At 66.0% G+C, this 12,181-nt stretch carries 11 protein-coding genes; 2 read left to right on the forward strand and 9 right to left on the reverse strand.

The features are described 5' to 3' along the window. Window positions 1-12: 12 nt before the first annotated feature. Both coxB and ACQ5SA_RS10970 read right to left on the reverse strand, forming a co-directional pair. On the reverse strand, window positions 13-969 hold the full coding sequence (coxB, locus tag ACQ5SA_RS10965) for a cytochrome c oxidase subunit II (RefSeq protein ID WP_499314237.1): 957 nt from the start codon (window positions 967-969) through the stop codon (window positions 13-15). 11 nt (window positions 970-980) lie between these two features. Further along, window positions 981-1,457, reverse strand: coding sequence for a DUF2244 domain-containing protein (locus ACQ5SA_RS10970; RefSeq protein WP_089238213.1), 477 nt, complete (start codon window positions 1,455-1,457; stop codon window positions 981-983). 273 nt (window positions 1,458-1,730) lie between these two features. On the opposite strand from ACQ5SA_RS10970, the gene putA reads away from it, so the two are divergent. Next, window positions 1,731-4,949, forward strand: coding sequence for a bifunctional proline dehydrogenase/L-glutamate gamma-semialdehyde dehydrogenase PutA (gene putA, locus ACQ5SA_RS10975; RefSeq protein ID WP_499314238.1), 3,219 nt, complete (start codon window positions 1,731-1,733; stop codon window positions 4,947-4,949). Between the two features lie 88 nt (window positions 4,950-5,037). Here the strand turns inward: putA and ACQ5SA_RS10980 are convergent, their stop codons facing one another. The 4 genes from ACQ5SA_RS10980 to ACQ5SA_RS10995 all read right to left on the reverse strand — a co-directional run bounded on the left by ACQ5SA_RS10980 (window position 5,038) and on the right by ACQ5SA_RS10995 (window position 8,787). Further along, a complete protein-coding gene (locus ACQ5SA_RS10980; protein WP_499314239.1) occupies window positions 5,038-6,105 on the reverse strand; it encodes an AAA family ATPase in 1,068 nt (355 codons plus the stop codon). Beyond that, entirely contained in the window at window positions 6,092-6,700 is a 609-nt protein-coding gene (gene pnuC / locus ACQ5SA_RS10985; RefSeq protein WP_499314240.1) for a nicotinamide riboside transporter PnuC, read from the reverse strand. The genes ACQ5SA_RS10980 and pnuC overlap by 14 nt, the downstream gene beginning before the upstream one ends. A 71-nt stretch (window positions 6,701-6,771) precedes the next feature. Beyond that, window positions 6,772-7,218 carry a hypothetical protein gene (locus tag ACQ5SA_RS10990; protein ID WP_230112541.1) on the reverse strand — a complete coding sequence of 149 codons (447 nt, stop codon included), beginning with the start codon at window positions 7,216-7,218 and terminating at the stop codon, window positions 6,772-6,774. A gap of 141 nt (window positions 7,219-7,359) precedes the next feature. Further along, the gene (locus ACQ5SA_RS10995) at window positions 7,360-8,787 is read right to left on the reverse strand and encodes an outer membrane protein transport protein (RefSeq protein WP_025878303.1); all 1,428 of its coding nucleotides are present in this window, start codon (window positions 8,785-8,787) and stop codon (window positions 7,360-7,362) included. Between the two features lie 226 nt (window positions 8,788-9,013). Here ACQ5SA_RS10995 and ACQ5SA_RS11000 point away from each other — a divergent pair, with 226 nt between their 5' ends. Continuing rightward, window positions 9,014-9,706: a rhomboid family intramembrane serine protease gene (locus tag ACQ5SA_RS11000; RefSeq protein WP_025878304.1), complete on the forward strand. Its 693-nt coding sequence runs from the start codon at window positions 9,014-9,016 to the stop codon at window positions 9,704-9,706. Between the two features lies 1 nt (window position 9,707). Here ACQ5SA_RS11000 and ACQ5SA_RS11005 read toward each other — a convergent pair whose 3' ends face one another. The 3 genes from ACQ5SA_RS11005 to ACQ5SA_RS11015 all read right to left on the reverse strand — a co-directional run. Further along, entirely contained in the window at window positions 9,708-10,091 is a 384-nt protein-coding gene (locus ACQ5SA_RS11005) for a hypothetical protein (RefSeq protein ID WP_499314241.1), read from the reverse strand. An 83-nt stretch (window positions 10,092-10,174) separates the two neighbouring features. After that, the gene (locus ACQ5SA_RS11010) at window positions 10,175-11,692 is read right to left on the reverse strand and encodes a S41 family peptidase (protein WP_499314242.1); all 1,518 of its coding nucleotides are present in this window, start codon (window positions 11,690-11,692) and stop codon (window positions 10,175-10,177) included. Window positions 11,693-11,799: 107 nt separating this feature from the next. Next, window positions 11,800-12,181 (reverse strand): peptidoglycan DD-metalloendopeptidase family protein (locus ACQ5SA_RS11015; RefSeq protein ID WP_257472472.1); only part of this gene is annotated, 382 nt, incomplete at its 5' end.

Here is a 12,181-nt window from a genome sequence, read left to right on the forward strand (position 1 = left end):
CGGACAGTTACATCAGGCTCCGCTGGCCGCCGCGGCAGGCGCGTTGCCGGCCTCGGCGGCAGCCGGTGCTGTCGGCTGCGCCGGCGTTTCACTGGCAGGCGCGGTGGGTTCGGCGGGCGCGGCAGGCGTCGCTGGTGCAGGCGCCGGTTTGCGCTGCGCCAGCCATTGCTTGAACGCTTCCTTGGACACCGCTTCAACCACGATCGGCATGAAGCCATGGTCCTTGCCGCACAGCTCCGCGCACTGGCCGCGGTAGACACCGGGCTGCTCGATGCTGGTCCAGGCTTCGTTGATGAAACCGGGAATCGCGTCCTGCTTCCAACCCAGCGCCGGTACCCACCAGGCGTGGATCACATCGTCGGAGGTGATGACGAAGCGCACCTTGGTGTCCACCGGCAGTACCAGCCGGTTGTCGACGTCCAGCAGGTAGTGCGGATGGCTTTCGCGGGTCGGCACCTTGCCACTCTGCCGCATGCGGTCGGACTCGCGGTCCAGGCGGCTGGTGAAGGTCACGTTCTCGCCCAGGTACTCGTACTTCCACATCCACTGATAGCCGGTGACCTTGACCGTCATCTCGGCATCGCGGGTGTCGTACATCTTGATCAGGTTGGCCGTGGCCGGCCACGCCATCACCACCAGGATGATCACCGGGATCACCGTCCAGATGACCTCGGCCTTGGTGTTGTGGCTGAAGGTGGCGGCGACCGCACCCTTGGACTTGCGGAACTTGAACATCGCGTAGGCCATGGCACCGAACACGATCACGCCGATCACCGTACAGACGATCAACGAGAGGTTGTTCGATTCCCAGGCCAGGCGTGAGGTCTGGGTCACCCCCTTGCCCATGTTCAACTGCCACGGCTTTGGATCGGCCGCCTGGGCCAGCGCCGTCCCCGGCATCGACAGCAGGGCCCCCATCGCGGCGGCCATTGCAACGCACTTCGTGCCCCACCCTCTGCTTTGCTTCATTGCCTAGACCCTTAGCGTCGTCGGTTGCCGCCATCGCTGGCGGCGAGCAAATCTTCAAGCGTTTCAACAAGCGTTTGACGTTCGGCCGGCGCGAGAAAACTCCCCACCTCCACCTGCCGGCCGCTGGATGCCAGCCGGACCCTCTGATCGTCGGTGAGCAGGCGCACCCAATGCGGATGAGCCCGGAACACCGGCGATCCACCGGGCACGGGGATGACCTCCACGTACGCCGGTACTACCCGGATCTCCTCCTGCCGTTCACCGCTGCGCCACAACGCGCGCAACGCAGCTGCCAGCAACAGGCTGTACAGCAGCGCGAACAGGGGGGCGAATGCATTGCCGGCCACCCACCCGAAGGCGGACACCAGCCACATCACTCCCGACAACACAGCAAACAACAGGACGAACTGCCGGGCATCGAGCGCCCGTGGGGGACGCAGTCGCAGCTGCGTACCTGACCCATCCGGAGCTGTAAGCACCTCGATCATGTCGCAACCGCGTTCCTGCCGCGGGAAACGTCTCGATGGTAGCCCTGCCCTCTCGCCGGTAGCAAGGGTGCATTCACACTTTTTCCGATGCTGCAATACAGCATGGGTCCAGCGGTACGAATGACGAATTCGGCACAAAACGGACTGACTTTGCTGAACACGCTGAATCCACCACCGCTAGGGGCTATCAGCATTCATGAAGGTAGCTGCGCGGGCCTTCCTGAAGTCGAAAAAATGATTAAAATCGCCAAGTTTTCCACTGGCCGGACCGGCATGAACGCACCCTCCTCTCCCATTGCCGCCAGCGACGCTCCGCGTCCCTCGGCGCTGCTGTCGCCGGAACTGCCGGCGTCCCCCAACCCGTTCCGCCAGGCCATCACCGATGGTTGGCTGAAGGACGAGGCCAGCCATGTGCGCGAACTGCTGGAGCAGGCACGCCTGCCGGCCGACGAGCAGGCGAAGGTGCAGGCGCTGGCCGCCGACCTGGTCGCCCGCGTGCGCGTGCGCGCCAAGGACCAGGGCGCGATCGAAGCCTTCATGCGCCAGTACGACCTGGGCAGCGAGGAAGGCGTGCTGCTGATGTGCGTGGCCGAAGCGCTGCTGCGCATTCCGGACCAGGAGACGGCCGACAAGCTGATCCGCGACAAGCTGGCCGATGCCGACTGGGAAAAGCACCTGGGCGGCAGCGACTCGGTGCTGGTCAACGCCTCCACCTGGGGCCTGATGCTGACCGGCAAGCTGGTGCAGATGAATGACGCCACCCGCGCCGATGCGCCCAGCGCGTTCAAGCGCCTGGTCGGCCGCGTCGGTGAGCCGGTGGTGCGCCTGGCCGTGCGCCAGGCGATGAAGATCATGGGCCACCAGTTCGTCATGGGCCGCACCATCAGCGAAGCGCTGGCACGCTCGCACAAGGGCGACAGCGCCAGCTACCGCTACTCGTTCGACATGCTCGGCGAAGGCGCGCTGACCATGAAGGACGCCCTGCGCTACCTGGAAGACTACCGTCGTGCGATCCACGCCATCGGTGGTGACCACAAGGCGCGTGGTGGCCGTGCCGATGGCGACGTCAACAACGCGCCGGGCATCTCGATCAAGCTGTCGGCGCTGTACCCGCGCTACGAGCACGCCAAGCGCGCGCGCGTGCTGAAGGACCTGGTACCGGGCGTGCTGGAGCTGGCGCAGCTGGCCAAGAGCTACGGTATCGGCTGCACCGTCGACGCCGAAGAATCCGACCGTCTGGAACTGTCGCTGGACATCATCGAGCAGGTGTTCGGCGATGCCTCGCTGGCCGGCTGGGATGGCTTCGGCGTGGTGGTGCAGGCTTACCAGAAGCGTACGCCGTACACGATCGACCACCTGGCCGACATGGCGCGCCGCGCCGGTCGTCGCCTGCAGGTACGCCTGGTCAAGGGTGCCTACTGGGACGCCGAGATCAAGCGCGCGCAGATCGAAGGCTATGCCGGCTACCCGGTGTTCACCCGCAAGCAGAACACCGACGTGTCCTACCTGGCGTGTGCCAAGCGCCTGTTCACCCATGCTGACGCGATCTACCCGATGTTCGCCACGCACAACGCGCACACCATCGCCGCAGTGCGCAGCATCGCCAACGGCGGCGTGTACGAGCACCAGAAGCTGCACGGCATGGGCGACGACCTGTACGCCGAAGTAGTGCCGGCCGACCGCCTCGGCCTGCCGTGCCGCGTGTATGCGCCGGTGGGCTCGCATGAAGACCTGCTGCCGTATCTGGTACGCCGCCTGCTGGAAAACGGCGCCAACTCAAGCTTCGTCAACCGCATCACCGACGAGCGCGTGCCGATCGCCGACCTGGTCCGCGATCCGGTCGAGATGGTGTCCTCGTTCGAATCGATTCCGCATCCCAAGATCCCGCTGCCGGTTGACCTGCTGCGCAGCCAGAACCACGACAGGAAGAACTCCATGGGCGCCAATCTCGCCAACGACAACGAACTGCGCGCCCTGGCCGAGCAGCTCAACGCTGCAGTGAAGCCCTGGCAGGCCGCACCGCTGGTGCCGGGCGCGAACCCGACCGGCGCATCGCTGCCGGTGACCAACCCGGCCGACACCCGTGAAGTGGTCGGCCAGTGGCAAGCCGCCGATGCCGCCACCGTGCAGAAGGCGCTGGCCAATGCCGTGGCTGCGCAGCCGGCCTGGAACCGCACGCCGGCCGCCAGCCGCGCCGCCATCCTCGAGCACGCCGCCGACCAGCTGGAAGCGCGCATGCCCGAGTTCATGGCGCTGTGCGTGAAGGAAGCGGGCAAGAGCCTGCCCGACGGCATCGCCGAAGTTCGCGAAGCGGTGGACTTCCTGCGCTACTACGCCAAGCAGGCGCGCGAGCAGTTCAGCCACGCCGAGAAGCTGCCCAGCCCCACCGGTGAATCCAACGAACTGCAGCTGCATGGCCGCGGCGTGTTCGTCTGCATCAGCCCGTGGAACTTCCCGCTGGCGATCTTCCTGGGCCAGGTGGCTGCGGCACTGGCCGCCGGCAACAGCGTCATCGCCAAGCCGGCCGAGCAGACCAACCTGATCGGCTACTACGCCGTGAAGCTGCTGCACGATGCCGGCGTGCCGGCCGAGGTGGTGCAGTTCCTGCCGGGCGACGGTGCCACCGTCGGTGCCGCGCTGACTGCTGACCCGCGCGTGGCCGGCGTGGCCTTCACCGGCTCCACCGACACCGCCCGTGCGATCAACCGCGCGATGGCCGCGCGCGATGCGGCCATCGGCGTGCTGATCGCCGAGACCGGCGGCCAGAACGCCTTCATCGCCGACTCCTCGGCGCTGCCGGAACAGCTGGTCAAGGACGCGATCGGTTCGGCCTTCACCTCCGCGGGCCAGCGCTGCTCGGCTGCACGCGTGCTGTTCGTGCAGGACGACATCGCCGACAAGGTGATGACCATGCTCGCCGGCGCAATGAAGGAACTGAAGGTCGGCAACCCGGGGCTGCTGTCCACCGACGTCGGTCCGGTGATCGACGCTGATGCACTGCAGATCCTGCAGGACCACGCCGTGCGCATGGACCGCGAAGCGCGCCTGATTGCGGCTGCCGAACTGTCCGCCGAAGCGGCCAACGGCACCTTCTTCGCACCGCGTGCGTATGAACTGAAGGACCTGGGCCAGCTGCAGAAGGAGATCTTCGGGCCGGTGCTGCACGTGATCCGCTGGAAGGGCGACCAGCTCGACGCGGTGATCGACCAGATCAACGCCACCGGCTACGGCCTCACCCTGGGCGTGCATTCGCGCATCGACGAGACCGTCGACCGCATCAGCAACGGCGTCCACGTCGGCAACGTCTACGTCAACCGCAACCAGATCGGTGCGGTGGTCGGCGTGCAGCCGTTCGGCGGCCAGGGCCTGTCCGGCACCGGCCCCAAGGCCGGCGGCCCGCACTACCTGCTGCGCTTTGCCACCGAGAAGACGGTGACGGTGAACACCACCGCCGCCGGCGGCAATGCCTCGCTGCTGACGCTGGGCGATTGATTCCAGGCGTCATGCGGTAAACGAAAAACCCCGCGAAAGCGGGGTTTTTTGTGCATTGCCGGTAGCGCCGGGCCATGCCCGGCGACGATCACGCCACCACGCTGAACCGATTGTCCGCCCGCTTCACCAGCTCACTCCGCACCCGCGCAATCCGCGTTTCCAGATCGCCTTCCAGCAGCACATAGGCCATCCCACGCGCCTGCAACTGCTGCAGATACCACGCGTGCTGCTGTATGCGGAATTCCTGCCCCACCCGCGTCCCATCCTGCTCGAACGGAATATCCGGGGCACACAGGAACAGCAGGTCGTACGCACGCGCTGCGGCCCGCTGCAGCGGTTCGGGCGATGTGCCGAACATCCAGCCGCTGTAGCCCAGCGTCACCAATGGCGTGGTATCGCAGAACAGCCAACGATACGCGTGCTGCGCGGCGCGGTTCTCGTGCTGCGGCTGGGTCGCAGCGATGCGCAGCAGATCCGGCGCCTGCAGTTCGCCGCCCTGCTGCTCCCACAACGTACGTCCGAACTCCGGTACCCATGCTGTGCCCAGGCGTTCGGCCAGCACCCGCGCCAGCGTGCTTTTGCCAGTGGACTCACCGCCGATGAACGCCACCCGCTGCACATGGTCGGCATACACCGACGGACTCAGGCTGTGCCGATGCACATGCGGATCGGCGCGCAACTGGGTACCGCAGGCCTGCCCGATATCCAGGGTGCGCTCCAGGCGCTCATGGCGTACCGGCGTGCCGAAGTGCGCAGCCAGCGCCTGCGCGAAGCCGTCGCCATAGTCTTCACCGGTAAACACCGCCTGCACCGGTCCGCCGAACAGCGCCATGCACAGCCATGCGGTAAACGCGCGCTGCACCTGCTCGTCGTCCTTGTCCTGCGGCAGCTCGCGTACCGGTACCCCCTGCTGCTCGCACATCGCCGCCAGACGCACATCATCGAGTACCACGATGGTGGCCTGCGGGAAGCGCGCGCGCAGCCAACGCTCGCGGCGCTCTGCGCTGTAGCCGGCAAAGCCCGGCTGCGACCAGCCGATCACCAGCGGCTGCGCGCAGCGTGTAGAGGCGAATTCGATCAGGCGCTCGTGGCCGAGATGCAGCGGGCAGAACTTGCCAACCACCAACCCGCGCGGTACCCGCTCAGGCAACGCCATCGGCCGCCCTGCCCGTATCCGCTTCGGCGCGCATCAGGTGCCGCCAGTGACGCAGCGCCACCAGCGCGTTGATCCAGAAACCGACATACAGGATCGAGGTCAGGTGCAGCCCGCGGCCGTAGTACAGCGGCACCGCGATGGTGTTGACCAGCAGCCACACCCACCACGATTCCAGCTTGCGCCGCATCATCAGGATCTGTGCAATCACGCTCAGCACCAGCACCGCCGAGTCGATGTAGGGCGCATACGCATTGGTCAGGCGGGTCAGCATCCAGCCGTAACCGAAGGTTGCCAGCACCGCCAACGGCAGCAGCCAGCTCCACGCGCGTGCAGGCAAGCGGGTGATCGGCAGCGGCGCGCCATGGTCGCCACGCAGCCATTGCCACCAGCCGAACACGCTGATGACCACGAAGAAGAACTGCAGCACCATGTCCGCGTACAGGTGCGAGCGCTCGAACACGGCGGCGAACAGCGCACAGCCGACGATGCCCAGCCACCACGTATGCACGTTGTTGCGACCGGCCAGCAGGATCGAGCCGGCAACGGCGATGTTGGCGGCCAGCTCCAGCTGGAAGTTCGGGTCGGACAGGTTCATCGCGTTATTGTCGCGTAGATCCATGCCCTGCGTCGTCGGCCCAGTAGATCCACGCCATGCGTGGATGCAGATCAAGGGCGCACGCGCATTAGCAACCGCTGGCTCTCTCCGCTTCCCCAGCGTCCTGGCTGCAGGCCGGTTGAAGGGAGCAAAGGCGCAAGCCAGTCAGGCGGAGCGATGTCCCAGGTCACCCCATCGAACGGGTACGGCCATGGTGTTCCCCGAGGATTCGGCGAATGCAGGAACAGCGCACTCTGACCGGTATCCGGCGCCAGTGTCACCCAACACTGCACATCCTCCCGCTCGCTCGTCACAGCCCGCTCGAGCAGCCGCAGTAGCCCTGCAGCAACGGCGATTCGGTCACTGACATGGCGATTGCCGCGCCCCATCCAGTCAAGATGCGTGTGCCAGTAGTCGAACCATTCCGACTCCAGCACGCGATCCAGAATCGCGTTCGCCTTGGCCTCTTCCCGAGCCCAGTATCGGATCATCCGCTTCTGGTAGCGACGATCAACCATTTCGCATTCGCCTGTACTGCGTAAATGCCGGCAAGGTAGCAGGCACTCCCGAAACAGGCACGAGCCGGATGCGTCATCCACGCAAAAAAAGGCCCCGCTTGCGCGGGGCCTCCTTCGTACTGCTTCAGGCAATCGCCGGAATCAGAACTTGTACTGCATCGACGCAGCCAGCACGTCGCCGGTGACCTTGTACTTGCCGACAACGTTGTTGGCGGTAGCAGAGGTCGAGTTGATGTTCGGATCCTTGGTGAACAGGTGGGTGTAGCCCACGCTGTATTCCATCTTCTCCGACGGCGCCCAGGTCAGGCCCAGCGACAGCCACTTGCGGGTGGTATCCGGCACGCGGACGTCACGGTGGGCGTCGGTGGTCGGGGTCTGGTCATAGGCCAGACCGCCACGCAGGGTCAGCTGCTCGTTCAGACGGTACTCGGTACCGATCGAAGCGAAGGTGGTGTCGCGGTAGTGGAACGGCAGCACGCTGTCCGGCTGGTTGGAGTCATAGTCGACGCGCACTTCGTCGAACTTGCTCCATGCGGTGCGCGACACGTCGGCCATGATCTTCCACTGGTCGTTCACGCGGTGCGTGAAGCTGACGGTGGCGCTGGCCGGCAGGGTGATGGTCGCCCGGCCGTTGCTGTCAACGAAGGTGCCCGGGGCAGCCTGCGCCAGGAACGCGGCAGCAGCCGGGGTCATGGTGAAGTCGGCCTTGCCGTCGGTGATCTTGTGTTCGACTTCCGAGCGGTAGCTGAAGGCGATGTTGGTGCCTTCCACCGGGCTGACGGTCATGCCCAGGGTGTAGCCGACGGACACTTCGTCGCCCTTGATGCGCAGGTAACCATCAGCGGTACCCGGCGAGAAGCCGAGCTGTGCGGCCTGGCGGCCAGCGGCCTGGGCAGCGGCCTGGGCCTGTGCCGGGGTGCGGCCAGCAGCCAGTGCAGCGGCGGCAGCGCGCTGCTGGGCGCTGGCGTTGATGGCGGTACCGCCGTCGACGGCGCTGGTCAGGTCGACATTCAGGCGCTCGGCGAACACCGACGCACCGAACGACAGGTACGGGTTGACGTCATAGGAGAAGGCCGCACCCAGGTCGATGGCCTGCAGTTCGGTCTTGACGCCGTTGTAGCGGCCGACCCAGTCACGGTCGTATTCGGTCTTGAAGCCGAACGGCACGGTCAGCGACACGCCGAAGTGCATGTTGTCCTTCTCGCCGAACGGCACGTGGAAGTACGCGGCCGGAACCGGAGCGATCATGCCGGCGTCGCCGCCGTTGCCGCCGGAAATCGGAGCGCCGTTGGCATAGCGGCCTTCGCCGCGGAACTTGGCGCCGAAGCTGATGGCGCTGACGTCACCCTGGATCTGGGTGCCTTCGAGCAGGCGCATCGAGGCCGGGTTGGTGGCGACCACTGAGGCATCGCCTTCGGCAGAGGTGGAACCAGCGAAGGCGCGGCCCAGTCCCTTGGCGCTGTTTTCCTTCAGCTGGAAGGCGGCGGCATTGGCGTCGGCGGCGGCCAGCGCACCGGCAACGCCGACGGCCAGCAGGGTCAGGCGGGCAATGGTAGAAGCAGTTTGCATCGTAGTTCTCTCTCCGGTAAGCGGTGATGGTGCTCTAAGTGCGCCTGCGCCCGTCAGGCCGGATGGCCTTTCGAAGCGCGCCGGATTCCCCTCCCGACATACGACGCCGTATGCGAGTATTACCCAGAGCCGTTAATGAAACAATAACAGCGCTGGCGCTTTCTTCGTCGCAAAAGCTGAACAGGCTCTCTCCCCGCCAAAAGCGCCCGCACGCTAGGCTAGTGCCATGTTTGTCTCCCTCCCCTCGCGCAAGAAGGCGACTCTGCGCTGGGCCACACCCGTGCTGTTTGCGGCACTGTGGCTGGCATTCCTGTGGTCGATCTCGCGCCCGGACGACGCCCGCGGAAGCCTGTGGCTGGACTGGGGCGCCCTGTCCACCGGCCTGACCCACCCGCTGGACTGGTGGGCGACCCTGCAGGACGGCAGCGTGCTGCGCCTGTTCACCGCCCTGTTCCTGCACGCCGACTGGTCGCACCTGCTGGGCAACCTGGTGTTCCTGCTGATCTTCGGCCTGCCGGCCGAGCGGGTGCTGGGTCCGTGGCGGTTGCTGCTGCTGTTCCTGGTGGGCGGGGCGATCTCCAACCTGGTCGCGATCTACACCATGGGCAGCCCTGACCAGATCATCATCGGCGCCAGCGGTGCGGTGTCGGCCTTGATCGGTGCCTATCTGGCGCTGTTCCCCGGCGCGCGACTGGGCGTGGTAATCCCGCTGGGGCTGTTTCTGGAGTTCGTGCGCGCCCCGGCCTATCTGCTGATCGGTGTGTGGGCGGCGCTGCAGGTGGTGTTCGCCTACATCGGCCCGACCTTCGGCATGGTCGCCTGGTGGGCGCACATCGGGGGCTTCGTGTTCGGCGTGGTGTACGGCATGTACGTGCGCGCGGCGATCGCACGGCGACTGCGCAAGCGGCACGGGTTCTGAGTCACGGGTAGTGCCTGCCGCTGGCCGGCTTCACGCACACCCGCTCGTCCGTAGCGTCGAGCTTGCTCGACTGCTTCATTGGAATCACCTCGCCTGGCCGCAGTGCCCACACCGGCCAATGCGGTGCGCGCTCTTCTGATGCCACCAAACAGATTTCTCCGTGCACGTCCGCCAACAGCGCGCTAAGGCAGGAAAGGCCTTCTTCACTACCTTCATATTGAATCTCACGATCCATAAAGGGCGCACCCGCCCACCAGAAGACGCGGCGGGAATCGATCCCATGGCGTACGGCCAGAGAGTCCAACAGGAGAGCAGCCCGATCCATCGGAACTGGTCCGCGTTCAAGCAGATCGCTGATCGCGGTGGCGAGGGTCGAATCGTCCATGGATCGATTCTATCGGGCGGCACATGCGGACGTGCTACCTCCCGGATGTACGTGGCTTCGCCGGGCATGGCCCGGCGCTACCGTCAGGGTTTGGCCGGGGCTGGGACGGGCTTTGCTTCCGGCTTTGCTTCCGGCTTTGCTTCCGGCTTTGCTTCCGGCTTTGCTTCCGGCTTCGCTTCCGGCTTCGCTTCCGGCTTTGCTTCAGCCTTGGGCTCCGCCTTCGGCGCCGGCTTGGCAGCGGCCTTCGCTGCCTTGTCCGCTTCGGCCTTCGCGGCTTCTGCCTTCAAGCGCGCCGCCACCGAACCCGGGTTCTTCAGTTCGGCCAGCGCATCGTTGATCGGACCATCGCCCGGCAGCACGGCGCCTGCGTGGTAGCCCTCGGTGCCTTCCTCGTCGCCGCGCAGGTGGCCCGGCAGGGTCGCTTCACTGTAATCACTCAGGCTGGCCGGCAATGCCTCGTCTTCCGGACGTGGTGCGGCCTTCAGTTCCACTTCCGGCACGATGCCGGTGGCCTGGATCGATTTACCGCTGGGTGTGTAGTAGCGCGCCGTGGTCAGCTTCACCGAATCGCCGTTGTCCAGCGGCAGCACGGTCTGCACCGAGCCCTTGCCGAAGGTGCGGCTGCCGATCACGCGCGCGCGCTTGTTGTCGCGCAGTGCGCCGGCCAGCACTTCCGATGCACTGGCCGAACCGGCATCGACCAGCACCACCACCGGCGCGCCCTTCAGCAGGTCGCCCGGGGTGGCGTCGAAGCGTGCATCGCTGATACTGATGCGGCCACGGGTACTGACGATGTTGCCCTTGTCGAGCAGATCATCGGCCACCTGCACGGCAGCGGTCAGCAGACCACCCGGATTGCTGCGCAGATCCAGCACCAGCCCCTTGAGGTTGCCGCCGGACTGCTTCTGCAGCTGCTGCAGGTGCTTCTGGAAATCAGAGCCGGTGTCGGCCTGGAAGGTGCTCAGACGGATGTAGCCATAACCCGGCTCCAGCAGGCGGCTGCGCACGCTGGTCACGCGGATCGTCTGCCGGGTCAGGCTGACATCGAACGGCTTGGGCTTGCCGTCGCGGACGATGGTCAATACCACCTTGCTGCCGGCCGCACCACGCAGCGGTTCGCTGGCATCGATCGCGCTGATCGGCTTGCCGTCGATGGCGATGATCAGGTCACCGGCGAGGATGCCGGCCTTGGCCGCCGGGGTGTCGTCGATCGGCGAGATCACCTTCATGCTGGCGTTGTCCGGCTGCTGCTGCAGCTCGACGCCGATGCCTTCATAGGCGCCGTTCGCCTGCTCGTCGAACGCCTCCGCATCTTCCTTGTTGAAGTAGGTGCTGTGCGGATCGAGGTCGAGCAGCAGGCCGCGCACAGCCGACTGCATCAGTTTGTTGTCATCGACCGGGTCGACATAGGCTGCACGCACCGCGTTGTAGACGGCCACGAAGCGACGGATATCGTCCAGCGGCACCTTCGAGGTCACCGCCTCCTCGCTGCTCGCCGCCTTCCCGGGAGTTTCCTTCAACGGGATGGGGGCGGTCTGCTGGGCCCAGGACAGGGCCGGCAACAGAGCCAGCAAGAGGGTGGCGGTACGGGCTGCGCGCATGGATCACTCCTGTCGACGATGGCATCGTGCCCAAGGCACATGCACCGATTATGCGCGAAGCGTGGCTAAATTCCCGTTGAATCCGGCCTCGCGCGGCCAGCCGGAATTCAGCGCCGCTGCAGCCAGCTGTCCGGATTGACCGGTTGCCCACCACGGCGCAGCTCGAAGTACAGCGCTGTCACGCCCTGGCCACCGGAGTTGCCGACCTTGGCCACCGCGTCGCCGCGGCTGACCCGCGCGCCGGCATCCTTCAGCAGGGTGTCGTTGTGGGCGTACAGGCTCATGTAGCCGTTGCCATGGTCGACGATCAGGATCATGCCGTAGCCGGTCATCCAATCGGAGAACACCACGGTGCCGTCGGCCACAGCGGTGACGGTGCTTCCGGCAGGTGCGCCGATCAACACGCCGCTGCTGGTGCGGCCGTCCGGCAGCTTGCCGCCATAGCGGGCCAGCAGATTGCCCGACAGTGGCCAGCCCAGGCCACCGACC

The organism is Stenotrophomonas indicatrix, assembly GCF_050573115.1.
GTDB lineage: Bacteria > Pseudomonadota > Gammaproteobacteria > Xanthomonadales > Xanthomonadaceae > Stenotrophomonas > Stenotrophomonas lactitubi_A.

Coding starts and splice junctions, on each gene's coding strand:
- ACQ5SA_RS10980 (WP_499314239.1), bottom strand. CDS start 6,105: ATGGCGTTGCCTGAGCGGGTACCGCGCGGGTTGGTGGTTGGCAAGTTC.
- ACQ5SA_RS11000 (WP_025878304.1), top strand. CDS start 9,014: ATGTTTGTCTCCCTCCCCTCGCGCAAGAAGGCGACTCTGCGCTGGGCC.
- putA (WP_499314238.1), top strand. CDS start 1,731: ATGAACGCACCCTCCTCTCCCATTGCCGCCAGCGACGCTCCGCGTCCC.
- coxB (WP_499314237.1), bottom strand. CDS start 969: ATGAAGCAAAGCAGAGGGTGGGGCACGAAGTGCGTTGCAATGGCCGCC.
- ACQ5SA_RS10995 (WP_025878303.1), bottom strand. CDS start 8,787: ATGCAAACTGCTTCTACCATTGCCCGCCTGACCCTGCTGGCCGTCGGC.
- ACQ5SA_RS10970 (WP_089238213.1), bottom strand. CDS start 1,457: ATGATCGAGGTGCTTACAGCTCCGGATGGGTCAGGTACGCAGCTGCGA.
- ACQ5SA_RS10990 (WP_230112541.1), bottom strand. CDS start 7,218: ATGGTTGATCGTCGCTACCAGAAGCGGATGATCCGATACTGGGCTCGG.
- ACQ5SA_RS11005 (WP_499314241.1), bottom strand. CDS start 10,091: ATGGACGATTCGACCCTCGCCACCGCGATCAGCGATCTGCTTGAACGC.
- pnuC (WP_499314240.1), bottom strand. CDS start 6,700: ATGAACCTGTCCGACCCGAACTTCCAGCTGGAGCTGGCCGCCAACATC.
- ACQ5SA_RS11010 (WP_499314242.1), bottom strand. CDS start 11,692: ATGCGCGCAGCCCGTACCGCCACCCTCTTGCTGGCTCTGTTGCCGGCC.